Origin of the sequence: Agromyces sp. Leaf222, from assembly GCF_001421565.1 — a bacterium.
Classification (GTDB): domain Bacteria; phylum Actinomycetota; class Actinomycetes; order Actinomycetales; family Microbacteriaceae; genus Agromyces.
The window spans coordinates 2,701,896-2,726,328 of the sequence record NZ_LMKQ01000001.1; the positions used below are offsets into that span (position 1 = coordinate 2,701,896).

The 24,433-nt window shown below is 70.9% G+C and carries 23 protein-coding genes; 2 read left to right on the plus strand and 21 right to left on the minus strand.

Annotated elements, in window-relative coordinates:
* Positions 1–66: 66 nt before the first annotated feature.
* From ASE68_RS12070 to ASE68_RS12095, 6 genes are all read right to left on the minus strand, one after another.
* A complete protein-coding gene (locus ASE68_RS12070; protein WP_082462209.1) occupies positions 67–909 on the minus strand; it encodes an SseB family protein in 843 nt (280 codons plus the stop codon).
* Positions 893–1,642, minus strand: coding sequence for a bifunctional 1-(5-phosphoribosyl)-5-((5-phosphoribosylamino)methylideneamino)imidazole-4-carboxamide isomerase/phosphoribosylanthranilate isomerase PriA (gene priA / locus ASE68_RS12075; protein ID WP_055858845.1), 750 nt, complete (start codon positions 1,640–1,642; stop codon positions 893–895). Before priA ends, ASE68_RS12070 begins: the two co-directional genes overlap by 17 nt.
* 104 nt (positions 1,643–1,746) lie before the next feature.
* The gene (gene hisH, locus ASE68_RS12080) at positions 1,747–2,385 is read right to left on the minus strand and encodes an imidazole glycerol phosphate synthase subunit HisH (protein WP_055858846.1); all 639 of its coding nucleotides are present in this window, start codon (positions 2,383–2,385) and stop codon (positions 1,747–1,749) included.
* Positions 2,382–2,996: an imidazoleglycerol-phosphate dehydratase HisB gene (gene hisB / locus ASE68_RS12085; RefSeq protein ID WP_055858848.1), complete on the minus strand. Its 615-nt coding sequence runs from the start codon at positions 2,994–2,996 to the stop codon at positions 2,382–2,384. Before hisB ends, hisH begins: the two co-directional genes overlap by 4 nt.
* A 9-nt stretch (positions 2,997–3,005) precedes the next feature.
* Positions 3,006–4,109 (minus strand): histidinol-phosphate transaminase, encoded by a 1,104-nt coding sequence (locus ASE68_RS12090; RefSeq protein ID WP_055858852.1) that lies wholly within the window; start codon positions 4,107–4,109, stop codon positions 3,006–3,008.
* A gap of 166 nt (positions 4,110–4,275) precedes the next feature.
* A complete protein-coding gene (locus ASE68_RS12095; RefSeq protein WP_082462210.1) occupies positions 4,276–4,686 on the minus strand; it encodes a LysM peptidoglycan-binding domain-containing protein in 411 nt (136 codons plus the stop codon).
* Between the two features lie 259 nt (positions 4,687–4,945).
* Between ASE68_RS12095 and lexA the strand changes: the two genes are divergently transcribed.
* The gene (gene lexA / locus ASE68_RS12100; protein ID WP_055858854.1) at positions 4,946–5,638 is read left to right on the plus strand and encodes a transcriptional repressor LexA; all 693 of its coding nucleotides are present in this window, start codon (positions 4,946–4,948) and stop codon (positions 5,636–5,638) included.
* 194 nt (positions 5,639–5,832) lie between these two features.
* On the opposite strand, the gene metE is transcribed toward lexA, so the two are convergent.
* The 3 genes from metE to hflX form a co-directional block, all read right to left on the minus strand.
* The gene (gene metE / locus ASE68_RS12105) at positions 5,833–8,181 is read right to left on the minus strand and encodes a 5-methyltetrahydropteroyltriglutamate--homocysteine S-methyltransferase (RefSeq protein ID WP_055858857.1); all 2,349 of its coding nucleotides are present in this window, start codon (positions 8,179–8,181) and stop codon (positions 5,833–5,835) included.
* Positions 8,178–9,161, minus strand: coding sequence for a methylenetetrahydrofolate reductase (locus tag ASE68_RS12110; protein ID WP_055858861.1), 984 nt, complete (start codon positions 9,159–9,161; stop codon positions 8,178–8,180). Before ASE68_RS12110 ends, metE begins: the two co-directional genes overlap by 4 nt.
* A gap of 268 nt (positions 9,162–9,429) precedes the next feature.
* Positions 9,430–10,953: a GTPase HflX gene (gene hflX / locus ASE68_RS12115; RefSeq protein WP_055858864.1), complete on the minus strand. Its 1,524-nt coding sequence runs from the start codon at positions 10,951–10,953 to the stop codon at positions 9,430–9,432.
* An 80-nt stretch (positions 10,954–11,033) separates the two neighbouring features.
* Here hflX and ASE68_RS12120 point away from each other — a divergent pair, with 80 nt between their 5' ends.
* Entirely contained in the window at positions 11,034–11,642 is a 609-nt protein-coding gene (locus tag ASE68_RS12120) for a class I SAM-dependent methyltransferase (RefSeq protein ID WP_055858866.1), read from the plus strand.
* 82 nt (positions 11,643–11,724) lie between these two features.
* Here ASE68_RS12120 and dapF read toward each other — a convergent pair whose 3' ends face one another.
* The 12 genes from dapF to ASE68_RS12180 form a co-directional block, all read right to left on the minus strand.
* Positions 11,725–12,606 (minus strand): diaminopimelate epimerase, encoded by an 882-nt coding sequence (gene dapF / locus ASE68_RS12125; RefSeq protein WP_055858868.1) that lies wholly within the window; start codon positions 12,604–12,606, stop codon positions 11,725–11,727.
* 4 nt (positions 12,607–12,610) lie between these two features.
* Positions 12,611–13,531 carry a tRNA (adenosine(37)-N6)-dimethylallyltransferase MiaA gene (miaA, locus tag ASE68_RS12130; RefSeq protein WP_055858871.1) on the minus strand — a complete coding sequence of 307 codons (921 nt, stop codon included), beginning with the start codon at positions 13,529–13,531 and terminating at the stop codon, positions 12,611–12,613.
* A gap of 16 nt (positions 13,532–13,547) precedes the next feature.
* A complete protein-coding gene (miaB, locus tag ASE68_RS12135) occupies positions 13,548–15,176 on the minus strand; it encodes a tRNA (N6-isopentenyl adenosine(37)-C2)-methylthiotransferase MiaB (RefSeq protein ID WP_055858876.1) in 1,629 nt (542 codons plus the stop codon).
* Positions 15,177–15,188: 12 nt separating this feature from the next.
* Positions 15,189–16,061, minus strand: a complete 873-nt coding sequence (locus tag ASE68_RS12140; RefSeq protein WP_055858879.1) for a regulatory protein RecX — start codon at positions 16,059–16,061, stop codon at positions 15,189–15,191.
* Between the two features lie 37 nt (positions 16,062–16,098).
* Positions 16,099–17,181 (minus strand): recombinase RecA, encoded by a 1,083-nt coding sequence (recA, locus tag ASE68_RS12145; protein WP_055858882.1) that lies wholly within the window; start codon positions 17,179–17,181, stop codon positions 16,099–16,101.
* 272 nt (positions 17,182–17,453) lie between these two features.
* Positions 17,454–17,693: a DUF3046 domain-containing protein gene (locus ASE68_RS12150; protein WP_055858885.1), complete on the minus strand. Its 240-nt coding sequence runs from the start codon at positions 17,691–17,693 to the stop codon at positions 17,454–17,456.
* Between the two features lie 82 nt (positions 17,694–17,775).
* A complete protein-coding gene (locus ASE68_RS12155; RefSeq protein ID WP_055858886.1) occupies positions 17,776–18,084 on the minus strand; it encodes a helix-turn-helix domain-containing protein in 309 nt (102 codons plus the stop codon).
* A 193-nt stretch (positions 18,085–18,277) separates the two neighbouring features.
* Positions 18,278–18,826: a CinA family protein gene (locus ASE68_RS12160; RefSeq protein ID WP_235480848.1), complete on the minus strand. Its 549-nt coding sequence runs from the start codon at positions 18,824–18,826 to the stop codon at positions 18,278–18,280.
* Positions 18,827–18,831: 5 nt separating this feature from the next.
* On the minus strand, positions 18,832–19,443 hold the full coding sequence (pgsA, locus tag ASE68_RS12165) for a CDP-diacylglycerol--glycerol-3-phosphate 3-phosphatidyltransferase (RefSeq protein WP_055858892.1): 612 nt from the start codon (positions 19,441–19,443) through the stop codon (positions 18,832–18,834).
* Between the two features lie 80 nt (positions 19,444–19,523).
* Entirely contained in the window at positions 19,524–22,448 is a 2,925-nt protein-coding gene (locus tag ASE68_RS12170) for a DNA translocase FtsK (RefSeq protein WP_055858895.1), read from the minus strand.
* A gap of 139 nt (positions 22,449–22,587) precedes the next feature.
* Positions 22,588–23,079, minus strand: coding sequence for a GNAT family N-acetyltransferase (locus tag ASE68_RS12175; protein WP_055858898.1), 492 nt, complete (start codon positions 23,077–23,079; stop codon positions 22,588–22,590).
* 121 nt (positions 23,080–23,200) lie between these two features.
* Positions 23,201–24,427 carry an ABC transporter permease gene (locus ASE68_RS12180; RefSeq protein WP_235480849.1) on the minus strand — a complete coding sequence of 409 codons (1,227 nt, stop codon included), beginning with the start codon at positions 24,425–24,427 and terminating at the stop codon, positions 23,201–23,203.
* Positions 24,428–24,433 lie beyond the last annotated feature (6 nt).

Sequence of the window (24,433 nt, forward strand, 5' to 3'; positions counted from 1 at the left end):
GCGATCCGTGCGGCAACCATCAGGCGCCGTCACGGCTGCGCCGCGCTCGGAGATCCGGATGCCGGTTCAGGATGCCGCGCGCAACCGCACCTTCAGCGAGTCCACGCCCGTCGCGATGACGTCGTCGGCCGCCCATCGTTGCGCGAGGCGGGCGAGCACCGCATCGAGTTCGACGCGCTCCAACCCGGAGACGAGCTCCAACTCGACCACGAGCTCGGGGCCGAGCAGGCGCGCGTCGGGGTCGCCGTCGACGAGGCGCACGTCGATCACCGCCAGCTCGGACGCCACCGAGCGGGCGAACGCCTCGCCGATCGGCTCGGACTCCGCCGCCGGGCGCCAGGCGTGCCCCTGGGCGACCGCCCACACCGCGCCGCGCCGCAGGCCGAACTCGGTCTCGGAGCCGGGGTCGAGCACCACGTGATCGGTGCCGTCATCGGCCGCGGCGAGCGCCACGCGCACGCCGTCGGCGGGCACCGGGCGGGCGATCGGGTTCCAGCGCCGCATCGCGTCGACCGAGCTGAACACGGGCAGCACGGGCCGGCCGTCGGGGCCCTGCACGGTCACGATCGAGAGCTCCTGGCTCTTCTCGACCGCGAGCCCGTGCTCGCCGAGCTCCGTGCCTCCGTCGCCGAGCTCGGCGAGCAGCGGGATCAGCAGGCGCGAGGTCGCGAAGGCCTGCACGACGTCGACCGGGCCGCCGTCACCCGAACGGAACCGCGCGAGGGCGGCCACGAGGTGCGCGGGCGCACTGCCGTCGTCCTGCGCATGCGCGTTCTGCTCGAACGAGCGGCCCGCCCACGGCGTGCCGGCCGAATCCGCGCTGCCGCCCGGCATCCGATGGTCTGGAACCGCCTGGGCGGCGTCACTCGGATCGTGGCCGAGCGCCTCGGGATCAGTGGGACGCGACATCCAGCGCCTCGGGCAGCGTGAACGCGCCCGCGTACAGCGCCTTGCCGACGATCGCGCCTTCGAGGCCGAGCGGCACGAGCTCGCGGAGCGCGACGATGTCGTCGAGGCTCGAGATGCCGCCCGATGCCACGACCGGGCGGTGGGTGCGATCCATCACCTGGCGCAGCAGGTCGAGGTTCGGGCCCTGCAGCGTGCCGTCCTTCGTGACGTCGGTGACGACGTAGCGTGCGGCGCCGGCCTCTTCGAGGCGGTCCATGACCTGCCACAGGTCGCCGCCGTCCTTCGTCCAGCCGCGAGCGGCGAGCGTCGTGCCGCGCACGTCGAGCCCGACGGCGATCGCCTCGCCGTACTGGGCGATGACGGAGGCGGCCCACTCGGGGTTCTCGAGCGCTGCGGTGCCGAGGTTGATGCGCTTGGCGCCGATCTCGAGGGCGTGCTCGAGCGACTCGTCGTCGCGGATGCCGCCCGACAGCTCGACGTTCACCCGGCCGCGCACCTGACGGATCGCCTTCTTCAGGATGCCGCCGTTCGAGCCGCGCCCGAACGCCGCATCGAGGTCGACGAGGTGGATCCACTCCGCACCCTGATCGGCCCAGTCGACGGCCGCGTCGATCGGGTCGCCGTAGTTCGTCTCGGTGCCGGCCTCGCCCTTCGTCAGACGAACAGCCTTGCCGCCCGCGACGTCGACCGCCGGCAGCAGCACCAGGCGGGGGGTCTTGTTGAACTCACTCATCACTGTCCTCGAAATCGGATGCCTCAGAATGCGGCATCGGCACAGTCACAGAATCCTAGTCCGCACCGCTGGGTGCGGTCGGATCGTGTGACGCGGCAGGGCGTTCAGCCGAGCGAGCGGAGCCAGTTCGACAGCAGCCGGATGCCGGCATCAGCCGACTTCTCGGGGTGGAACTGCGTCGCCGACAACGGGCCGTTCTCGACGGCGGCGAGGAAGGGGCCGCCGTGCTCGGCCCACGTGAGCCGCGGCTTCGGGAACGGCGGCATGACGTCGAGGCTCCACTGCTGCGCGGCGTACGAGTGCACGAAGTAGAAGCGCTCGTCGGCGATGCCGTCGAAGAGCACGGATCCCTCGTCGGGGGTGACGGTGTTCCAGCCCATGTGCGGCAGCACGGGAGCCGGCAGTTCGGTGACGTCGCCCGGCCACTCGCCGAGGCCCTCGGTGTCGGTTCCGCGTTCGACGCCGCGTTCGAAGAGCACCTGCATGCCGACGCAGATGCCGAGCACGTGCCGCCCACCGGCGAGCCGACGGTCGATGATCTCGTCGCCGCGCACGGCGCGCAGCTGGTCCATGACGGCCTTGAAGGCGCCGACACCGGGAACGAGCAACCCGTCGGCCTCGAGCGCGGCCGTTCGATCCGAGGTGACCTCGACGTCTGCTCCCGCCCGCTCGACGGCCTTCGCCGCCGAGTGCACGTTGCCCGAGCCGTAGTCGAGCACGACCACGCGAGGCGGACGGGTCACAGGGCGCCCTTCGTCGACGGGATGCCGCTGACGAGCGGGTCGAACGCCTTCGCCTGCCGGAACGCTCGCGCGAACGCCTTGAACTCGGCCTCGGCGATGTGGTGTGCGTCGCGGCCGCCGAGCACGTTGACGTGCACCGTGAGCCCCGCGTTGAACGTGATGGCCTCGAAGACGTGGCGCACCATCGACCCCGTGAAGTGACCGCCGATGAGGTGGTACTCGAAGCCGGCGGGCTCACCGGTGTGCACGAGGTACGGACGACCCGAGATGTCGACGACGGCCTGCACGAGCGCCTCGTCGAGCGGCACGAGCGCGTCGCCGTAACGCGAGATGCCGCGCTTGTCGCCGAGCGCCTGACGGATCGCCTGGCCGAGCACGATGCCGACGTCTTCGACCGTGTGGTGCACGTCGATCTCGATGTCGCCCTTGGCGCGCACCGTGAGGTCGGTGAGCGAGTGCTTCGCGAACGCGGTGAGCAGGTGGTCGTAGAACGGCACCGAGGTCTCGATGTCGCTCGTGCCCGTGCCGTCGAGGTCGATCGAGAGGTCGATGCTCGACTCGCTCGTCTCGCGCTGCACCCGCGCCGTGCGCGATGCGTTCGAAGTCGTCATGATGCCATCCTATGCAGCGGGCGTCGGGGCGGCCGGTGCCGGGGCGAACGCCGCGATCGCCTCGAGGAACGCGGTCGTCTCGGTCTCGGTGCCCGCGGTGACCCTGAGGCATCCGGGCAGTCCGATGTCGCGGATCAGGATGCCGCGCTCGAGCAGGCCCTCGAAGACCGCGTGCGGGTCGTCGACGCCGCCGAAGAGCACGAAGTTCGCGCCGCTGCGGTACGGGCGGAACCCGAGCCGGGCGAGCTCGGTCACGATGCGCTCGCGCTGGCCGCGGATCTCGTCGACCATCGCGAGCATCTCGCCGGAGTGGGCCAGCGCGCCGAGTGCGGCGGCCTGCGTGAGCGCGGAGAGGTGGTAGGGCAGCCGCACGAGCCGCAGGGCGTCGACAACGGCCGGATCTGCGGCCAGGTAGCCGACACGTGCGCCGGCGAACGCGAACGCCTTGCTCATCGTGCGGGAGACCACGAGCCGAGGGCGACCCTCGAGCAGGGTGAGCGCGCTCGGCGTGCCCGGATCGGCGAACTCGTGGTAGGCCTCGTCGACCACGACGATGCCGCGCGCCGCATCGGCGACGGCCGAGATCGTCTCGATCGAGAGCGGCGTGCCCGTCGGGTTGTTCGGCGCGCAGAGGATCACGAGGTCGGGGTCGTGCTCGAGCACCGCGGCAACCGCGGTCTCGGGCGAGAGCTCGAAGTCGGCGTCGCGGGGAGCGCCGATCCACTCGGTGCCCGTGCCCGACGAGAGCAGGCCGTACATCGAGTAGGTCGGCGCGAAGCCGAGCGCCCTGCGGCCTGGACCGCCGAACGCCTGCAGCACGTGCTGGAGCACCTCGTTGGAGCCGTTCGCGGCCCAGATGTTCGACTCGTCGAGCCCGTGGCCGAGGTAGCCGGCGAACGCTCGTCGGAGCTCGGTGAACTCGCGATCGGGATAGCGGTTCAACTGCAGGATCGCGGCGGCGACACGGGCGACGATGTCGTGCGCGACCGCCTCTGGGATCGGATGCGTGTTCTCGTTGACGTTGAGCGCGACCGGCACTGCCTTCTGCGGGGCGCCGTATGGAGCGCGCCCCCGGAGGTCGTCGCGGATGGGCAGGTCTTCGAGGTCGGTCACCTGATCAATGCTACCGAGCACGAACTGGCTCCCGCGGTCGCGGTGACGCCCCGCGACCAATGCACCGGTGACCGCCGCGCCGGTGACCGCCGCGCCCGCCCGCCGACCGTCGGCGAGGCGCCTGTGACGTCGAAGGTAGGCGGCGGCGCGGCCCCGGCGAGGGAAACTACGGCTGCGAGGGAAGCGCGAGCCGCTGCCCGGGCTGCACGACCGAGTCGTCGAGCCCGTTGATGCGCATGATCTCGGCGATGAGGTCGCGAGGGTCGCCCTGCGGAGCGAGGGACTCGGCGATGCTCCAGAGCGATTCTCCGTCGGAGACCGTCAGGTACGCGAGGCTCACGCCGTTCGAACCCTCTGCATCGGCTGCAGCGCCGCCGGAACCCAGCACCAAGGACGCCACGAGGAACACGATCGGGATCGCGGCGAGCACCGTGAACACGGCACGCCCACGACGCGTGAGTCGCAGTCTGCTGCGCACGACGAGGGCGCCGTCGCCGACGTCGAACGACCTGGGGCGGTCGGCATACGAACCGTACGAGCCGCCGACTGCTCCGGCACTGACCGATACTGCACTCATCTCGCACCTCCTGGGATGATTCGCACCCGACCCTCGGCCGGGAGGGCCGGATGCGAAACTCTGTTCCGAATATATATTCGAATTTCGAACCTCGCAAGCATCCCGGCTCCGAAAACTTCGGCCCCGGATCTCGCGACACACTCGAACAGATGTTTGCCGCGCCCATGCGAGGCGGATACAGTTTCGAATGTCCGATGACAGTCCAACAGACACCACCGACATCCGTTCGCGAGACGGAGACCCAGAGGGAGCTACGACGATGAGCACCGAACTCGACGACCTGCGCGAGTCCGGCCGCAGCCGCCGCCGCAAGAGCCTCAGCGCCAAGCAGATCTCGATCCTCGAGGTCATCCAGCGGTCGGTCGCCGGTCGCGGATACCCGCCGAGCATGCGCGAGATCGGCGACGCGGTCGGACTCTCCTCGCTCTCGAGCGTGACGCACCAACTCAACCAGCTCGAGCTCGCCGGCTATCTGCGACGCGACCCGAACCGGCCCCGCGCCCTCGAGGTGCTCATCGAGCTGCCCGGCGTCGAGTCCCGCAGCTCGTCGAACGGCGAGTCGTCTCCCGTCGTCGGCGACGCGGCGATGGTGCCCCTCGTCGGCCGCATCGCCGCGGGCGTGCCCATCACGGCCGAGCAGCAGATCGACGAGGTGTTCCCGCTCCCCCGGCAGCTCGTGGGCAAGGGCGACCTCTTCATGCTCAAGGTCGTCGGCGACTCCATGATCGACGCCGCCATCTGCGACGGCGACTGGGTGGTCGTGCGCTCGCAGCGCACCGCCGAGAACGGCGAGATCGTCGCGGCCATGCTCGACGGCGAGGCGACCGTCAAGGTCTTCCGCCAGCGCGACGGACACACCTGGCTGCTGCCCCGCAACAGCGCGTTCGAACCGATCCTCGGCGATGCCGCAGAGGTGCTCGGCAAGATCGTCGCGGTGCTCCGCGCGGTCTGACCGCGACCCGTGGCGCGCGGCGCCGGGTTGCAGGACAGACGCGCGACCGAGCACCCCTGCGACCTCGCGCGACCATGCACACGTGCCACCTCGGGCGACCCGCGAACCCCGACCTTGCCCGACAACGGCCGGGCAATGCCTGGCACACGCGAGCGGGCGACGCCGAAGCGCCGCCCGCCCGTGACATCCGACCCCTACGAGGCGGCGCCGACGTGCTCGAGACGCGAAGCGCGAACTGAGCGCGTCGCCTCGATGATGTGCTCGAGCGAGGCGACCGTCTCGTCGTACCCGCGGGTCTTCAGGCCGCAGTCGGGGTTGACCCAGAGCCGGTTCGCCGGGATCTCGGCGACGGCGCGCTCGAGGAGCGTCGTGACCTCGTCGACGCTCGGCACGCGCGGCGAATGGATGTCGTAGACGCCCGGTCCGATGCCGTGGTCGAAGCCGCTCGTCGCGAGGTCGTCGACGACCTCCATGCGGCTGCGCGCGGCCTCGATCGACGTGACGTCGGCGTCGAGGTTCTTGATCGCGTCGATGATCACGCCGAACTCCGAGTAGCAGAGGTGCGTGTGCACCTGGGTCGCGGATGCCGCGCCGGCCGTCGCGAGCCGGAACGACCCCACCGACCAGTCGAGGTAGGCCGGCTGGTCGGCCAGCTTCAGCGGCAGCAGCTCGCGCAGGGCGGGCTCGTCGACCTGGATGATGCGGATGCCCGCGGCCTCGAGGTCGCCGATCTCGTCGCGGAGGGCGAGCGCGACCTGTCGCGCCGTGTCGCCGAGCGGCAGGTCGTCGCGCACGAATGACCACGCGAGGATCGTGACGGGCCCGGTCAGCATGCCCTTCACCTGCCGGCGGGTGAGCGACTGCGCGTACTCGGCCCAGGCGACGGTCATGGGCTCGGGCCGCGAAACGTCACCCCAGAGGATCGACGGGCGCGTGCACCGCGATCCGTAGGACTGCACCCAACCGTGCTCGGTGACCGCGAAACCGTCGAGCAGCTCTGCGAAGTACTGCACCATGTCGTTGCGCTCGGGTTCGCCGTGCACGAGCACGTCGAGGCCGAGCTCCTCCTGCAGGCGGATGACGCGCGCGATCTCCTCGCGCATGAGCCCGGTGTACTCGGCGGCCGAGATCGCACCGCTCGCGAGGCTCGCTCGGGCGCGGCGGATCTCGCCGGTCTGCGGGAAGGAGCCGATCGTCGTGGTCGGCAGCTCGGGCAGGTCGAGCGACTCCTGCGCGATGAGGCGCTCGTCGTAGTCGGCGCGGCTGAAGTCGCCGCGCTGCAGGCCTGCGAGGCGCTCGCGCACCGCGGGCACGCGCACGCCGGGGGCTGCGGCGCGATCCGCGAGGGCGACGGATGCCGCATCGAGCTCGCCTGCGATGGCGTCGCGCCCCTCGACGAGGCCGCGCGCGAGGGTGGCGACCTGGGCGACCTTCTGGTCGGCGAAGGCGAGCCAGCCGACGAGGCGCGCGTCGAGCCTGGACTCGTCGTCGACGTCGTGCGGCACGTGCAGCAGCGAGGTCGACGTGGCGACGGCGACCGATGCGGAGCGCGACTGCAGCGCCTCGACGTGCGCGAACGCCGCGGCGAGGTCGCCGCGCCAGATGTTGTGGCCGTCGACGACGCCGGCGACGAGCGTCTTGGCCGCGAGGGACTCCTCGGTCGCGGGGTCGAGCGCGTCGGGCAGGGAGCCGCGCACCAGGTCGAGGCCGATCGCCTCGACGGGCGCCGCTGCGAGGGCCGGGAGGGCGTCGTCGAGGGCGCCGTACGGCGCCGCGACGAAGATCGACGGGCGGGCCTCGGCCGCTCCGAGCACGTCGTAGGCTGCGCCGATCGACGCGATGACGCGATCGCGCGACTCGTCGATGCTCTCGCTCACGAGGGCGGGCTCGTCGAGCTGCACCCATTCGGCGCCGGCCGCGGCGAGCTCCGCGAGGAGCGCGGCGTAGACGGGCACGAGGTCGTCGAGGCGGTCGATCGGGCGGAACCCGTCGGGCGCGTCATCCGCCGCCTTCGCGAGCAGCAGGAACGTGACCGGGCCGACGACGACGGGACGCGTGAGGTACCCGGCCTCGCGCGCCTCGACGAACTCGGCGACGATCCGCTCGGCGTGCAGCGAGAACGAGGTCTCTGGCGAGATCTCGGGCACGAGGTAGTGGTAGTTCGAGTCGAACCACTTCGTCATCTCGAGCGGCGCGTCGTCTCCCTCGCCGCGCGCGATGGTGAAGTAGCCCGCGAGGTCGAGACCGCCGTCGGCACCGCGGAGCCGCTCGAAACGTGCGGGGATCGCGCCGACCGCGACCGCGGCGTCGAGCACCTGGTCGTAGAACGAGAACGACTCCGGGATCGCGGAATCGGTTCGTGCGAGCCCGAGGTCGGCGAGACGTGCCCGCGTCGCGGCGCGCAGTTCGGCGGCGGTCGCCTCGAGTTCGGCGGCGTCGATGCGGCCCGCCCAGAAGGATTCCACCGCGCGCTTGAGTTCGCGGCGGCGTCCGATCCTCGGGTAGCCGATGATCGTCCCGGTGGGGAAGGTGGTTTCGGTCATCGCTCGGTGTTCCTCTCGTTGGCGAGCTGGTGTGGTGATGCGATCCCGAGGCGACCGACGACGTCGAGCACGGCCTCGTGGCGGTTGTAGGTGTACAGGTGCAGGCCGGGGGCGCCGCCCTCGAGCACCTCGGCGGCGAGCCGGGTCGCGTAGGCGATGCCGAGTTCGGCCTGCCCCGCGGCATCCGGTTCGATCTCGAGCGCGATGGCGAACTCGGCGGGCGGCTCGACCTCGGTGAGCTCGGTCAGCCGGGCGAGGCGCGCAGGGGTCGTGGTCGGCATGATGCCGGGCAGGATCGGCATCGTGACGCCCGCTGCGCGTGCACGGTCGGCGAAGGCGAGGTAGTCGTCGGCCCGCCAGAAGAGCTGCGTGATCGCGAGGTTCGCGCCCGCGGCCTGCTTCGCGAGCAGGATGTCGACGTCCTGCGAGAGGTCCTTGGACCGCGGATGCCCCGTCGGGAACGTGGCGACCGCCACGCGCGTGGGGCGCTCGCGCTCGCGGATGCGTCGGGCCTCGGGATGACCGGCCACCGCGACCTGCCGGAACGGCTCGCGCTCCTGCTGCACCCGGTGGATGAGCTGCACGAGCTCTGCAGCGGTGGCGAGGTCGCCGAGGGCTGCGTCGGGGTCGGAGCCTGCCGGCGGGTCGCCGCGCAGCGCGAGGAAGCTGCGGATGCCCGCGTCGAGGAACCGCCGCACGAGCTCGTTCGCCTCGGCGTGCGACGACCCGACGCACGTGAGGTGGGCCATCGGCTCGATCTCGGTGTTCTCGAGGATGTATCGCAGCACCGTGAGCGAGCGGTCTCGCGAGGTGCCGCCGGCGCCGAACGTCACCGAGATGAATGCCGGGTCGACGTCGGCGAGCCGGTCGATCGTGCGGCCGAGGGCGATCGCCGCGGCATCCGTTCGAGGCGGGAAGAGCTCGAACGACAGCGGGGTGCGTTCGGGCGTCGCCGCCGGCTCGGGTGCGATCGGTGCCATGCTGCGCTCCAGGGTCCGTGAACCGTGGGCGGGACGGGCACACGTGCCGCGTACCCCGGCCGTCACGGCTGGTGGTCTCGCGGGCGGGTGCCGGGCTCGGCTGTCGCTCCAGGTGACCGGCATCGGGCCGATCACGTTCGATCAGGGCCGACGATACGCGGAAAAGGCGGCGGCCGGTGCGAACTGTGACATTCGGTGACGTGTCGTGACCCGGTGCGTCCCGGCGGGGTCGCCGATCACCGTCGGCCGCGAGCGGGCGCCCGCGAACTCAGACGGCAGCGGATGCCGCGGCGAACCCGGCGAGCTGCGCGGCCTGCTCGGGCGAGGCGAACGCCCGCACCCGGGTGCCCTCGTCGACGTAGTCGACCGAGATCACGCGGCCCGTCTCGTGCAGCAGGGAGACCACGTCGCCGCGGTCGTAGGGCACGAGCAGGTCGATCTCGACCGCCGGGTCGGGCAGCATGCGCGTGATCGCCGCGAGCACCTCGTCGATGCCCTCGCCGGTGCGCGCCGAGGCGAAGACCGCGTCGGGCGCGAGTCCGCGCAGCACGAGCCGCTCCTCTGGGCCGACCAGGTCGGCCTTGTTGAAGACGATCAGCTCGGGGATGTCGCGGGCGCCCACGTCGCCGATCACGTCGCGAACCGTCGCGATCTGCCCGGCGGGGTCGGGGTGCGCGGCGTCGACCACGTGCACGATGAGGTCGGAGTCGCCGACCTCCTCGAGCGTGGAGCGGAACGCCTCGACGAGCTGGTGCGGGAGGTTGCGCACGAACCCGACGGTGTCGGCGATCGTGTAGATGCGGCCGTCGGCGGTCGTGTTGCGACGCACGGTCGCGTCGAGCGTCGCGAACAGCGCGTTCTCGACGAGCAGGCCCGCCCCCGTGATGCGGTTCAGGAGGCTCGACTTGCCGGCGTTCGTGTAGCCGGCGATCGCCACCGACGGGATGGCGTTGCGCCGACGGTTCGCGCGCTTCGCGTCTCGCGCCGGCTTCATGCCGACGATCTGCTTGCGCAGCTTCGCCATGCGCGTGTGGATGCGTCGACGGTCGAGCTCGATCTTCGTCTCACCCGGACCACGCGAACCCATGCCCGCGCCGGCGCCGCCGACCTGGCCACCGGCCTGACGGGACATCGACTCGCCCCAGCCGCGCAGTCGCGGCAGGAGGTACTCGAGCTGGGCGAGCTCGACCTGCGCCTTGCCCTCGCGGCTCTTCGCGTGCTGGCTGAAGATGTCGAGGATCACCGCGGTGCGGTCGATCACCTTGACCTTCACCACGTCTTCGAGCGCGCGCCGCTGGCTGGGTGCGAGCTCGGTGTCGGCGATCACGGTGTCGGCGCCGACGGCCGCGACGACGTGCCGCAGGTCTTCGGCCTTGCCCTTGCCGAGGTACGTGCTGGGGTCGGGGTGCGGTCGACGCTGCAGCAGTCCGTCGAGCACGCGGGCGCCCGCCGTCTCGGCGAGAGCCGCGAGCTCGCGCATGGAGTTGTCGGCGTCGGCCTGCGAACCCTGCGAGTACACGCCGATGAGCACGACGTTCTCGAGGCGCAGCTGCCGGTACTCGACCTCGGTGACGTCTTCGAGTTCGGTCGACAGACCTGCAACGCGTCGCAGCGCCGCACGGTCTTCACGCTCGAACTGGTCGCCGTCGGTCGAGGAGCCGCCCGCGGCATCCGTTCGCATGATCGACGTGGCCTCGCCCGCGCCGAACCGGGCCACGCTCGCGGCGGAATCCGCGGTGCGCAGCACCCGCTCGACGGCGTCGTCGGTGGGGTGGTCTTCGGCTTCGTTCATTCTCTCAACCTTACTTCGCTTGCGTGTGGTTCTGCTTCGTCGTGCGGTGCCCGCCCATTCCGGTGCGCTACCGTGCTGCCATGGGCTCCGACCACTACTTCTCCGCGTCTCCTCGGAGCAATGCCAGCACCCGCACCATCAGCGTCCGCCTCGCGGGCCGCGACCTCGAACTCTCGACCGCGGCCGGGGTGTTCAGCCCCGAGCACCTCGACCAGGGCACCTCGCTGCTGCTCGACACGGTTCCGGCACCGCCGGCGACCGGCGACCTGCTCGATCTCGGCACCGGGTGGGGGCCGATCGCCCTGTCGCTCGCGCTGCAGGCTCCCGAGGCAACGGTGTGGGCCGTCGACGTCAACGAACGGGCACTCGACCTCGTGCGCCGCAACGCCGCCCGCCTCGGCCTCACGAACATCAACGCCGTGCTGCCCTCGGATGTTCCCGACGGTGTCGCGTTCGGCACGATCTGGTCGAACCCGCCCATCCGGGTCGGCAAGCAGGAGCTGCACGCGATGCTCGAGCTCTGGCTCCCCCGGCTCGCCGACGACGCGACCGCCTGGCTCGTCGTCGCGAAGCACCTCGGCGCCGAATCGCTGCAGCGATGGCTCGGCGACGGCCTCGGACTCGACGTCGAGCGCGCGGCGAACTCCAAGGGGTTCCGCGTGCTCACGGCCGGGCGTCGGGCGGCCTGACCGCACGACCCGCACACCGCTCGAGGCGGGCAGCACGCGGCATCCGCTCGCTCCGAGGAGGGCGGTGACGGATGTCGCGGGCTCAGGCGAGCGCGAGCACGCCGTCGAAGACGAGCTCGGCCGGCCCCGAGAGCGCCACGTGCTCACCATCGGATGCCGCGAACATGCGCACCCCCACGACCCCGCCCGGCACCTGCACGCGCCAGTCGTCGGGCGCACCGCTGCCGGCCCAGAACCGCACGGCCAGCGCGGACGCGACCGCACCCGTGCCGCACGAGAGCGTCTCGCCGGAGCCGCGCTCGTGCACGCGCATGCGGATGCGCCCCACGCCGGCCTCGACGAGCGGCTCCGACGGCACGACGAACTCGACGTTCGCCCCCGCCGCCGGCTCGGGATCGAGGATGGGCAGGTACGCGAGGTCGAGGCCTGCGAGCTCGTCGTCGTCGGCGAGGGCCACGACCACGTGCGGATTGCCGACGTCGATGCCGAGCCCCGGACGCGCGACCGAGAGGCCCTTCGCCCGCACGAGCGGCTCGCCGCCCTCGCGTCGCCAGAGGCCCATGTCGACCTCGAAGCCGTTCTCGGCGAGGCTCACCCGGCGCACGCCCGCGCGAGTGCCGATCGCGATCGATGCGCCCGGCGCGAGCTGAACGAGCCCCTGATCGATGAGGAAGCGGGTGAAGACGCGCACGCCGTTGCCGCACATCTCGGAGACCGAGCCGTCGGCGTTCCAGTAGTCCATGAACCAGACGGCCTCGGGGTCTTCATCGAGGGCGGATGCCCCGTCGCCGAGATTCTCCGAGCGCACCGCACGGATCAGGCCGTCGCCGCCGACGCCGAAGTGGCGGTCGCAGACGGCCGCGATCTGCGTGGGCGAGAGCACCGTGTCGCCGTCGGGATCGGCGAACAGCACGAAGTCGTTGCCGGTGCCGTGGCCCTTGGTGAAGCGCAGGTCGAAGGACATCTGTTCAGTCTATGGCCGCCTGGCGGGCCAGCTCGCCGGCCCTGGCGTGCGGGTCGCCGGCGTCCAGTTCGACCGCCTCACGGTACCGCCGGAACCAGCCAACCTGTCGCCTGGCGTAGGTTCGCGTGAGCTGCTGCGTCTCGGAGATCGCGTCGGACTGGGCCATGCGCCCCTGGAGTTCGGCGAGGGCCTGCGCGTAGCCGATCGCGCGCCGCGCGGTGATGCCCTGCTCGAGCCCGAGCGGCACGAGGTCGCGCACCTCGTCGACCAGCCCGTCGTGCCACATGCGCGCGGCACGGGCGTCGAGACGCTCGACGAGCTGCGCGCGCTCGGTGCGCAGGTGCACGATGCGGTGGTCGCGCCACGGCACCGGCTCGTCGGGCAGACGTGCCGCCTTCGGCTCCCCGGTCACCTCGATGACCTCGAGCGCCCGCACGATGCGTCGGCCGTTGGCGGCGTCGACCCCCGCTGCGGTCTCGGCGTCGATCTCGCGAAGACGCGCGTGCAGCAGCCCGGGTCCGAGCTCGAGGAGCTCGGCCTCGAGCCGGGCGCGGACCGCCGCGTCGGTTCCCGGGAAGCGGAAGTCGTGGATCACCGACGAGATGTAGAGCCCCGAACCGCCGACGAGCAGGGCGACCCGCCCCCGGGCGATGATCTCGTCGATGCACGCGCGCGCCTCGCGCTGGTACGCGGCGACGGATGCCTCGTCGATGACGTCGAGCACGTCGAGCAGGTGGTGCGGCACGCCGCGGCGCTCGTCGAGCGAGAGCTTCGCGGTGCCGATGTCCATGCCGCGGTACAGCTGCATGGCGTCGGCGTTGACGACCTCGGACTCGCGCCCGCCGCGCGCGAACGACTCGGCCAGGTCGAGCGCGAAGTCGGACTTGCCGGTGCCGGTCGCGCCGACCACCGCGATCAGCGTCATGCGTCGCCCCTCGCGCTCAGCGGAGGTCGTCGTCGACGTCGTAGATGGGGAACGTGCCGAAGCCCGGCTTGATGAGCGGCTCGTTCGTCGCCGGCAGCACGCGCACCGAGGGAAGCCCGAGGGAGACGCGCGCCGCGCCGCCGCTGGCGGTTGCGGCGCCCGGAGCGACCGGCACGCCGCAGCTCTCGGCCTGCGAGCGATCCCAGGCGTCGCCGGAACGGGTGCGCCGGATCGCGAGCGGTGCTCCACCGGCCGAATCGGCGATGAGGTGGAACGGCGCAGCCTGCGTGATCGTGACGCTCACGACGTCGCCCGGCCGCGGCTGCTCGCTGCCCGCCGGAACCTCGAAGTGTACGAGCCTGCTGTCTTCGGCCCGACCGCTCAGGCGGTGCGTCTCGGCGTCCTTCTTGCCCTCGCCGGTGGAGACGAGCACCTCGACCTCATGGCCGACGAGCTTCTGGTTCTCCTCCCAGGAGATGCGGTCCTGGAGGGCGGCGAGTCGCTCGTAGCGCTCCTGCACGACCTCCTTGGGCACCTGGTCTTCCATGGTCGCGGCCGGAGTGCCAGGCCGGATCGAGTACTGGAACGTGAACGCCGAGGCGAAGCGGGCCGCCTCGACGACGCGCATGGTCGCGAGGAAGTCCTCTTCGGTCTCGCCGGGGAACCCGACGATGATGTCGGTCGAGATCGCCGCGTTCGGGATCTTCGCCCGCACCCGGTCGAGGATGCCGAGGAACTTCTCGGAGCGGTACGACCGTCGCATGGCCTTCAGGATGCGGTCGGAGCCGGACTGCAGCGGCATGTGCAGCTGCGGCATCACCGCGGGCGTCTCGGCCATCGCGTCGATCACGTCGTCGGTGAACGCGGCCGGATGCGGGCTCGTGAAGCGGATGCGCTCGAGGCCCTCGATGTGCCCCGCAGCCCGCAGCAGCTTGCCGAACGCCTGCCGGTCGCCGAACTCGACGCCGTAGGAGTTGACGTTCTGGCCGAGCAGGGTGACCTCCATGGCGCCGTCGTCGACGAGCGCCTGCACCTCGGCGAGGATCTCTCCGGGACGGCGATCCTTCTCCTTGCCGCGGAGCGAGGGCACGATGCAGAAGGTGCACGTGTTGTTGCAGCCGACCGAGATCGAGACCCAGCCGCTGTACGTGGAGTCGCGCTTGGTGGGCAGCGTCGAGGGGAACACCTCGAGCGAGTCGAGGATCTCGAGCTGCGCCTCGTCGTTGTGCCTGGCCCGTTCGAGCAGGCTCGGCAGCGAGCCCATGTTGTGCGTGCCGAACACCACGTCGACCCAGGGCGCCTTCTCGAGGATGACGTTCTTGTCCTTCTGGGCGAGGCATCCGCCGACGGCGATCTGCATTCCAGCGTGACGGCGCTTCACGCCCGCGAGGTGGCCGAGGTTGCCGTACAGCTTGTTGTCGGCGTTCTCGCGCACGGCGCAGGTGTTGATGACCACGATGTCGGGCTCCGCCCCATCGGCGGGCACGTATCCGGCGGCCTCGAGCGAACCGGAGAGCCGCTCGGAGTCGTGCACGTTCATCTGGCAACCGAACGTTCGAACCTCGTAGGTGCGCGGACGGACGGCATCGTCGTTCGACTCGGCGGCGACGGCATCTGCGACCGCGGTCTCGTGAATGGTGCTCATGATCGCATCAGTTTACGAGCCATCGGCTGCGAGTACCTCTGTCACCACCTGCCGAACCACGTCTCCGGCGTAGCCGCGCCGCTGCAGGAACGCCGAGAGGCGCCGCTCGGCCGTCTGACGGTCGAGGCCGCGCAGCTGCCTGGCCCGCCGTTCCGCGGTCGCGCGCGCATTGTCGAACTCGGTCTCGGGGTCGAGGTCGGCGATGGCCGTGCGGGCCTCGTCGCCGACGATGCCGCGCCGCGTGAGCTCCTGCAGGATTGCCCCGCTGCCGCGACCGCGACGCTCGGAGCCCACGTGCACGAGTTGTTCGGCGAGCCGCGCATCGTCGAGGTAGCCGAGTCGCTCGTAGCGCTCGATCCACTCCTCGATCTCGATCTCGTGGAGGCCGTGCTCGGCGAGGACCTTGCGCACCTCGGCGACCGAGAGCGCCGAGCGCCGCAGTCGGGACACGACGAGCCGGTCGATGCGTTCGTCTCGCTGCGGACCCGTCTCGGCATCGCGCTCGTCGACGGCGTCACCCTCGTCGCGGCCATCGCGCCCAGCCGCGCCGAACCGACGGCGGGAGTCCGAAGACGATCGGCGAGCCCGGCCGAAGTCGCTGACCTTCGCGGAGCGCTCGGCTCGGCCGTCACCGCCGGAACGCCCACCGCGGGCGAGTCCCGAACGCGCTCGGCGATCGTTCACCTCTGCGTCAACGCCCGCGCCATCGTCGCCCACGCCGTCGTCGCCCGAGATGGTCTCGGCGTTCGAGGCGTCGGCGTCATCAGCCCCGCTCTCCTCATCGGCGAACGGTTCGGTTGCGTCGGAACCCACCGCCGACGTCACACCGGGCGTCGCCCAGGGAAGGTACGAGACCGGGGCGAGGTGCTCTGACGCGTCATTCATGTCGGCTCCTCTCCCCGGTCTCATGCATCACGATGACTCAGGCACCCTTGCGAACTTGCTTCGGTGCGATCGGTTCGACGTTCGTCGGTGCCGCTGCAGCTGCCGCAGCACCCGCGGCGCCCGCGGGACCGATGCCGAGCTTGACGAGGATCTTCTTCTCGATGTCGGCGGCGATGTCGGGGTTGGACAGCAGGAAGTTGCGGGCGTTCTCTTTGCCCTGCCCGAGCTGGTCGCCGTCGTAGGTGTACCAGGCACCGGACTTCTTGACGATGGCCTGGTCGACGCCGTAGTCGATGAGGCTGCCCTCGCGCGAGATGCCGACGCCGTAGAGGATGTCGAACTCGGCCTGCTTGAAGGGCGGCGCCATCTTGTTCTTGACGACCTTGACGCGGGTGCGGTTGCCGACCGCCTCGGTGCCGTCTTTCAGGGTCTCGATGCGGCGGATGTCGAGGCGCACCGAAGCGTAGAACTTCAGCGCCTTGCCGCCGGCGGTGGTCTCGGGGCTGCCGAAGAAGACACCGATCTTCTCGCGCAGCTGGTTGATGAAGATCATCGTGGTGTTCGTCTGGTTGAGACCACCCGTGAGCTTGCGGAGCGCCTGCGACATGAGGCGGGCCTGCAGACCGACGTGGGAATCGCCCATCTCGCCCTCGATCTCGGCACGCGGCACGAGCGCGGCGACGGAGTCGATGACGATGAGGTCGATGGAGCCGGACCGCACGAGCATGTCCGCGATCTCGAGGGCCTGCTCGCCCGTGTCGGGCTGCGAGACGAGGAGCGCATCGATGTCGACGCCGAGCTTCTTGGCGTACTCGGGGTCGAGCGCGTGCTCGGCGTCGACGAATGCCGCGATGCCGCCGGCGCGCTGTGCATTCGCGATCGCGTGCAGCGTGAGCGTGGTCTTGCCCGAGGACTCGGGGCCGTAGATCTCGATGATGCGGCCGCGGGGCAGGCCGCCGACGCCGAGTGCGACGTCGAGCGCGATGGAACCGGTGGGGATGACCTCGACCGGAGCGCGGTCTTCGCTGCCGAGCCGCATCACCGAGCCCTTGCCGAATTGGCGGTCGATCTGGGCGAGGGCGGTTTCGAGGGCTTTCTCGCGGTCTACTGCGGATGGCATGTGGGGCTCCTTCGGTGAATGATGCGGCTGCCTCTAGGCTGTCGTTGCTCGTGCGGGCCGTGACCTGCGACGTCTGGCGACAAGGCGGTTGCGGTGTGTTCCGACGCTTCGACCGTATGGTCGGCCACCGACATCCGTCACGTGGACCGTGACGGATGTGGAAAGCAGCGTCGTGCCTCCTGCTTGTTGAGGAGCCTATCCTCGAATCCGAACGGATGTTCGAACGACGCGCCGCGTGTCGAACACGTGTTCACCCGCCCTCGGGCGTGTGGTCAGAGCGACGCGCCACTGCCCTCGGGCGTCGGGCGACCGACGCCGTGCCGGCGCTGCTCGGGCACGTCGGCCGCATCGCAGAGCGCGATCCAGACCTCGCGCGCACCGACGCCGTCTGCCAGGGCCTCGCGGGCGGTGCGGCCGCCGACGCCCATGAGCGCGAGGTCGTTCACCACGACGGCGCCGTACCCCGCGCCGAACTCGTGCTCGACGGCGATCTGGAACTCGCTCAGCTTCATCTGGCCTCCTGCAGCACTCGAAGGGGGAACGCACGAACGGCCGGTCTCAAGACCGGCCGTTCGGCATCGTGAATGTCGGGGATCAGCGCACCATCAGGCCCGCGTCGAACTCTGCGACGAGCTCGTCGGGAAGGCTGTCGGGCACGACCGAGAGGCTCTCGAGCACCGCGAGGCGGTCTCCGACCTCGTGCATGATCACCGAGATGGGCGTGTCGAGTGCGTCGGCGACCGACGCGAGAATCTCGGAGGACGCCTCCTTCTGACCGCGCTCGACCTCGCTGAGGTATCCGAGCGCGACGCTGGCCTTGGACGCCACCTGACGGAGCGTGCGGCCTTTCTGCAGTCGGAAGTCCCTCAATACATCGCCGATCTCCTGTCGAACCAGAACCATCGGGAACCTCCTTCAATCTGCCTGCGACTCCGCCGGAGCCGGAAACGGGAGCGTCAGTCTACCTGAAACTCGGTGCTTCCAACCTAGCGTCGCACACTGGGCCTTTCGTGTGAACCTGCAGGATGTAACAGGGTCTTCATGTGGAGTATTCCGGCGGGAACGGACGCGATTCGATCGGTCGGGTCCGTCGCCGTCAGCGCGTCGCGCCTTCGTCGCCACTCTCGTCGTCGTCGTCGTCACGGAGCGCATCGAGCACGGCCGCGATCGCCGCGTCGACCGTCGCACGACGGATCTCGGAGCGGTCACCCTGCAGCGCGAGCTCGCGCACCTCGGTGCGATCGGCGATCGAGACACCCACGAAGACCACGCCGGGTGGCCTCCCGCCCTGCGGATCGGGGCCGGCCACGCCGGTCGTCGAGACGCCGATCGACGCCGATGCGCCCTGGACGGCGAGCACACGCCGCACACCCTCGGCCATGCCCGCCGCGACCTCGGGATGCACCGCACCCTCGCGCGCCAGCAGCTCAGCTGAGACGCCGAGCACCGAATGCTTCAGGGCGGTCGCATAGGCGACCACTCCCCCGCGCACGACGGCCGAGGCTCCGGGTACCCGCACCAGTTCGGCGACGACCAGGCCGCCCGTGAGGGACTCCGCGACGGCGATCGTGAGGCCTCGTCGCGCGAGGAGTGAGACGAGCTCGGCCGATGGATCGAGGTCGGCCCGCGGCATCCGCTCGCCCATCGTCGTCAGTTGCCGCTGCCGTCGGTGCGCTCGCTGCGCGCCAGGCGGATCGCGTCGCGCACGTAGAGGAGGCCGGACCAGAGGGTGAGCACGACGGCCGCCGTCATCAGCACGCCGTTGACCCAGTGGATCCACTCGCCAAACACCGTCCAGAGCGGTACGAGCGCGAACGAGATCGCGACGGCCTGCACGACGGTCTTCAGCTTGCCACCGGATGACGCGGGCACGACATTGCCCCGACGCAGCTCGACGAGCCGCCAGACCGTGATGCCGACCTCGCGTACGACGATGATCGCCGTGACCCACCAGGGCAGCTCTCCGAGGATCGACAGGCAGACGAGCGCACCGCTCGTGAGGAGCTTGTCGGCGATCGGGTCGAGGATCTTGCCGAGATCGGTGACGAGTCCTCGCGAACGCGCGATGTGCCCGTCGATGCCGTCGGTCGCGATCGCGATGATGAACAGTGCGGCGGCCGCCCACCGCAGCCATCCGTCGGCCCCGTCGTCGACGAGGAGCATCCAGAAGAAGATGGGCGCGAGCAGGATGCGCACGATCGTGATCGCGTTCGGCAGATTCCAGTTCGCCGATCGTCCGGAGCTACCGGCGGAGGAGGTCATGGGGCAAGGATAGCGGGATGCCGCCGGCGGCCGAGGTCGCGCCATGCTCGCGTGCACGGCTCGCACCCCGGCAGAGTCGTTCAGTCGCGACCCGTGAGGCCCCAGGCGTCTTCGTCGTCGCCCTCGACCTCGGCGAGCCCCTGCGTGGCCCTGGCGACCGGGTCGTCGTCGTAGCGGGCGTCGGGCTCGAACCCGTCGGTCTGGGACGCCGCAGCGGCGGCAGGGGCTCCCTGGTTGTCGGAGGGCCGGGCGGCGGGCTCCTCACCACGCAGGCGCGCGAGCACGCCGGGCAGCTGGTCGGCCGAGACGAGCAGGTCGCGCGCCTTCGAGCCCTCGGAGGGCCCGACGATCTCGCGCGACTCGAGCAGGTCCATGAGCCGGCCCGCCTTGGCGAAGCCGACCCGGAGCTTGCGCTGCAGCATCGACGTCGACCCGAACTGCGTCGAGACGACGAGCTCGGCGGCGGCGAGCAGCAGCTCGAGGTCGTCGCCGATGTCGGCGTCGATCTCTTTGCGCTCGACGGATGCCGCGACATCCTGCCGGTAGTCGGGTCGCGCCTGGCGGGTGACGTGCGTGACGACCTTCTCGATCTCGGCCTCGCTGACCCACGCGCCCTGCACGCGGATCGGCTTCGAAGCGCCCATCGGCAGGAAGAGGCCGTCGCCCTGGCCGATGAGCTTGTCGGCGCCGGGCTGGTCGAGGATGACCCGCGAGTCGGTGACGCTCGTCACCGCGAACGCGAGCCGCGACGGCACGTTCGCCTTAATGAGTCCGGTGACCACGTCGACCGAGGGGCGCTGCGTGGCGAGCACGAGGTGGATGCCGGAGGCGCGCGCGAGCTGCGTGATGCGCACGATCGAGTCCTCGACGTCGCGGGGCGCGACCATCATGAGGTCGGCGAGCTCGTCGACCACGACGAGCAGGTACGGGTAGGACTTGAGCTTGCGCTCGCTGCCGGGCGGCAGCACGATCTCGTTGTTCACGACGGCCTTGTTGAAGTCGTCGATGTGGCGGAAGCCGAACGACGCGAGGTCGTCGTAGCGCATGTCCATCTCTTTCACGACCCACTGCAGCGCCTCGGCGGCCTTCTTGGGGTTCGTGATGATGGGCGTGATCAGGTGCGGCACGCCGGCGTACGGCGCGAGCTCGACGCGCTTCGGGTCGATCAGCACCATGCGCACGTCGGAGGGCTTGGCCCGCATGAGCAGCGACGTGATCATCGAGTTCACGAAGCTCGACTTGCCGGAGCCGGTGGAACCCGCGACGAGCAGGTGGGGCATCTTCGCGAGGTTCGCGACGACGTGTCCGCCGCCGACGTCCTTGCCGACGCCGATGGTCATCGGGTGGGTGGCATGGGAGGCCGCACCCGAGCGCAGCACGTCGCCGAGCGTGACGATCTCACGGTCGGCGTTGGGGATCTCGACGCCGATCGCGCTCTTGCCGGGGATCGGCGAGAGGATGCGCACCTCGTTGGAGGCCACGGCGTAGGCCAGGTTCTTCGAGAGCGCGATGACCCGCTCGACCTTCACGCCCGGGCCGAGCTCGATCTCGTACTGCGTCACGGTCGGCCCGCGGCTGAAGCCGGTGACCTTGGCGTCGACGCCGAACTGGTCGAGCACGCCGGTGATCTGGCGCACCACCTCGTCGTTGGCGGCTGAGCGCGCCTTCGCCGGTGCGCCCGCGGCGAGCGTCGAGGCCGCCGGGAGGTTGTAGGGGCGGTCGGGCTCGGCGGCCTCGGGCACTCCGATCGGCGCGGGAGCGGATGCCGCGGCACCGCCGGCCGTCGACGCGCCGGCGAGTTCGCCGGCCGCCGCCTCGTCGAACACCGAGAGCACGCCGGTCGCCCCGGCGTCGTCGTCCTTCAGCGCGGTTCCGCCGCGCGGCACGTCGCCCGTGTACCGCTGCAGCGCCGTCTCAGCCCGCTGCAGGTCGTCAAGCACTTCGGCACCGTAGGCCGTACCCCCGCCCGCACCGTCGATGGGCGAGTCGAAGGCACCGGCTCCAGGAGCCTCGCCGAACACCGCGGTGAGCCCGTCTGCCCCGGGCTCATCGAACTCCGGGTCGACCTCGCGATTGGACTCGTTGCGGCGCCACCACGGGAGCAGGCCCGACTTGCCGCCGCCGTCGGCGTCGTCGGCGGAGTCGTCGAGCGCATCGAGCCCGTCGAGTTCGACCGGCACCGACTTGCGGCCGCGCTTCGGCTTCTCGACGGTCGGGGCGGCGGCCGCCTCGGAACCGTCGACCTCGGGGGCGCCGAACAGCCAGGCGTAGAGCTCGCGGAACCGCGCCGGAATGCGGTTCGGCGGGGTCTTCGTGATGATCAGCAGCGAGAGCAGCGCCAGCACGATGACGACGATGGTCGCGCCGACCTGGGTGATCAGCAGGGCGAGCGGCTCGGCGAGCATCCACCCGAGGATGCCGCCCGCGCGTGCGAGCACCGGCATGCCCTCGCTGGGCGCCGGGCGCCCGCCGAAGAGATGGCACAGCGCCGAGACCGAGAGCAGGAGGATGCCGAGTCCGATGCCGATGCGGGTGTTGTCGTGCACGGAGCTCGGATGCCGGAACAACCACACGGCGAAGACGAGCAGGATCACGGGCAGCGCGAAGGCCACCCGCCCGAAGAGCCCGCCGAAGGTCCAGGTGTCGAGCGACTGCGCGACCGGCTCGTTGATGAAGAACCACTCGACCACGGCCCCGGCGACGGCCAGCAGCACGAGGAAGAACGGCAGCCCGTCGCGGCGCTCCTCCTTGCTGAGCGTCTCGGGCCCGAGTGCGCGCGCCGCGCCGCCCGTCACGTGCGCGAGCCCCATCCACATGCGGACGAGGAGATTCGGACGATCGGATGCCGCGGCAGCGGCCTTCGCAGACGTCGCGCGCGTGGTCGTGGCTGGCAGCTTCTTCGTCGGCGCGGTCTTCGCGCCCGACGTCTTCGCACTCGTCGACCTCGAACCCGCGCGCGCAGGCGTGCCGGAGGCACGCCCGTTCGACCTGGTGCTCGTAGCCATGGGCTCTACGTTAGGGCCGACCGCCGACGCCGACTGTCAGGCAGCCGCGAGTGTCCGTGATCCGCAGGGCCACGCCGATCACACGCCGCGCCGAACCACCCGTGCCCGCCGCGCCGGCCGGCCCGTTGCCACACCTGACTCAGCCGAGCAGTCGCACCATGGTGTCGCGGTTGCCGCGGGAGGCGACGACCGCGAACCCCTCGCTGCGATACAGGCCCTCGGCGAAGTTGCCGTGCTCCACGCTCAGCGCGAGCCTGGCGTAGCCCGCCGCGCGCGCGACATCCGTCAACGCCTGGATGAGCGCCCGCCCGACGCCCTGTGCGCGCCAGAACGGACGCACGCCGATGATGAGCTCGGGCACGCCCGCCGCGACGAAGCCGTGCGCCGGCACGTCGGATGCCAGCAGGCGATACCACGCGGCCCCGATCGGCCGTTCCTGCGAGTCGATCGCGACGAACCCGCGATCGGCCGGACGCTGCCAGCCCGCGATGTAGTTGCGGTACACGGGGTCGCTCAGCACCGAAGGTCGTGGACGCGTCGCGCCCGCCCGCCAGTTCGCCGCCTCGACGACCATGTCCGCGAGGAAGGATCCGTCGCCCACGACCGCCGGGCGAATCGTGAAGTCCGCCATGACCGGATGTTAGGGCACGCCCGTTTCGACGGTGTTTCGGGCGGCCGGCCGGGCTCGGCCGGCCGGCCCCGCCGCCCCCCGCCATGACCCGCCCGGCCGCCCGCTGCCCCGGCCCTCGACCTCAGAACCGGATCGCGTCGATCACCCTGACCCGCACCGCGGTGAGCGCCGGCAGCAGTCCTGCGAGCGCACCCACCAGCACCGAGGACCCGATGCCGATCAGCGCGGCCTCGATCGGGAACGGGGGGAAGTCCTCGACCATGCCCTGCCCGACGAGTTGCTCGAACAGCGGGCTCTTCACGGCGACGATCGCGAGCGCGACGCCGATGCCGCCCGCGACCGCGGTGCCGACGACGCTCTCCATCATCACCGAGAAGAAGACGCGGCCGCTGGTCGCGCCGAAGCTGCGGCGGATGCCGATCTCGCGGATGCGGTACTTCACGGTGACGAGCGAGATCGTGACGAGGCCGAGCGCCCCGAGCAGCAGGATCACCACCGCGACGCCCGAGACCACGAGCTTCAGCACGAGGAGCGGGTCGCCGCCCTCCCACGCCAGGTAGTCCTGCCGGTACACCTCGGCCTGCAGGCCCGGCGAGGCCGCCTGCAGCTCGGACCTCAGGCGCTCGGCGAGCGGATCGGCGACGTCGGTGGGCACCCAGGCCTCGTACTGGTACCCGTTCATGTTCTCGCCGACGAGGCCGAGCCGTTCGACGGCGTCCGCCAGCACGAACGAGCGAGGATACGTCTCGTAGTCGGAGGTGCGGACCACCCCGACGACGACCGCCGTCACCGGTCCGTCGGCGCCGCGCAGCTCGACCGTCGGATGCGACGCGATCGCCGGCGACCCGAGGCTCTGCCAGAACGGCACGTTGACCACGAGCGCCGGGGCGAGACGGTCGGCGTCGCCCTCGACGAACCACGCGCCCTCCTGCATCGGGGTGCGATGCATGATGCCGTAGTCGGCGTCGACGATCGTCGAGTCGACCGGTGTGGCGCCGTCGACGAACTGCGCCGTGAGCGCGCCGTAGCCGACGCGGGTCTCGTACTCGATCTCGTGGCGCGCCACCACGGCCTGCCACGCCTCGGTCGTGCGATCGGAGTCGGGCACGGCGCCGTCCATCGACGTCGAGTACACGTTCGCGGCGAGCATCGCCGGCCGGCCCGAGTTGCGTTCGTTGCCCTCGTTCAGCGCCTGCTGGGCCACGGCAGCGGCGCCGAGCACCGTCGTGAGCGCGAACACCGCGATCGCGACGCCGATGAGCGAGAGCAGCACGCGCGTGCGGTGGATGCGCAGTTCTTCAGCGGACTCCACGAACGTCGAGACCATGCCGGTGAACGTGCGGCCCATGAACGA

What these genes read in the sequence shown, in the direction of transcription:
- ASE68_RS12160 (WP_235480848.1), bottom strand. Translation starts at nt 18,826, where the DNA reads ATGGGCGAGCGGATGCCGCGGGCCGACCTCGATCCATCGGCCGAGCTC.
- ASE68_RS12175 (WP_055858898.1), bottom strand. Translation starts at nt 23,079, where the DNA reads ATGGCGGACTTCACGATTCGCCCGGCGGTCGTGGGCGACGGATCCTTC.
- ASE68_RS12155 (WP_055858886.1), bottom strand. Translation starts at nt 18,084, where the DNA reads ATGGTTCTGGTTCGACAGGAGATCGGCGATGTATTGAGGGACTTCCGA.
- priA (WP_055858845.1), bottom strand. Translation starts at nt 1,642, where the DNA reads ATGAGTGAGTTCAACAAGACCCCCCGCCTGGTGCTGCTGCCGGCGGTC.
- ASE68_RS12095 (WP_082462210.1), bottom strand. Translation starts at nt 4,686, where the DNA reads ATGAGTGCAGTATCGGTCAGTGCCGGAGCAGTCGGCGGCTCGTACGGT.
- hflX (WP_055858864.1), bottom strand. Translation starts at nt 10,953, where the DNA reads ATGAACGAAGCCGAAGACCACCCCACCGACGACGCCGTCGAGCGGGTG.
- metE (WP_055858857.1), bottom strand. Translation starts at nt 8,181, where the DNA reads ATGACCGAAACCACCTTCCCCACCGGGACGATCATCGGCTACCCGAGG.
- ASE68_RS12170 (WP_055858895.1), bottom strand. Translation starts at nt 22,448, where the DNA reads ATGGCTACGAGCACCAGGTCGAACGGGCGTGCCTCCGGCACGCCTGCG.
- recA (WP_055858882.1), bottom strand. Translation starts at nt 17,181, where the DNA reads ATGCCATCCGCAGTAGACCGCGAGAAAGCCCTCGAAACCGCCCTCGCC.
- ASE68_RS12110 (WP_055858861.1), bottom strand. Translation starts at nt 9,161, where the DNA reads ATGGCACCGATCGCACCCGAGCCGGCGGCGACGCCCGAACGCACCCCG.
- lexA (WP_055858854.1), top strand. Translation starts at nt 4,946, where the DNA reads ATGAGCACCGAACTCGACGACCTGCGCGAGTCCGGCCGCAGCCGCCGC.
- ASE68_RS12070 (WP_082462209.1), bottom strand. Translation starts at nt 909, where the DNA reads ATGTCGCGTCCCACTGATCCCGAGGCGCTCGGCCACGATCCGAGTGAC.
- miaB (WP_055858876.1), bottom strand. Translation starts at nt 15,176, where the DNA reads ATGAGCACCATTCACGAGACCGCGGTCGCAGATGCCGTCGCCGCCGAG.
- hisB (WP_055858848.1), bottom strand. Translation starts at nt 2,996, where the DNA reads ATGACGACTTCGAACGCATCGCGCACGGCGCGGGTGCAGCGCGAGACG.
- miaA (WP_055858871.1), bottom strand. Translation starts at nt 13,531, where the DNA reads ATGACGCTGATCGCGGTGGTCGGCGCGACCGGCACCGGCAAGTCCGAC.
- dapF (WP_055858868.1), bottom strand. Translation starts at nt 12,606, where the DNA reads ATGTCCTTCGACCTGCGCTTCACCAAGGGCCACGGCACCGGCAACGAC.
- pgsA (WP_055858892.1), bottom strand. Translation starts at nt 19,443, where the DNA reads ATGACCTCCTCCGCCGGTAGCTCCGGACGATCGGCGAACTGGAATCTG.
- ASE68_RS12120 (WP_055858866.1), top strand. Translation starts at nt 11,034, where the DNA reads ATGGGCTCCGACCACTACTTCTCCGCGTCTCCTCGGAGCAATGCCAGC.
- ASE68_RS12150 (WP_055858885.1), bottom strand. Translation starts at nt 17,693, where the DNA reads ATGAAGCTGAGCGAGTTCCAGATCGCCGTCGAGCACGAGTTCGGCGCG.
- ASE68_RS12180 (WP_235480849.1), bottom strand. Translation starts at nt 24,427, where the DNA reads ATGGGCCGCACGTTCACCGGCATGGTCTCGACGTTCGTGGAGTCCGCT.
- ASE68_RS12140 (WP_055858879.1), bottom strand. Translation starts at nt 16,061, where the DNA reads ATGAATGACGCGTCAGAGCACCTCGCCCCGGTCTCGTACCTTCCCTGG.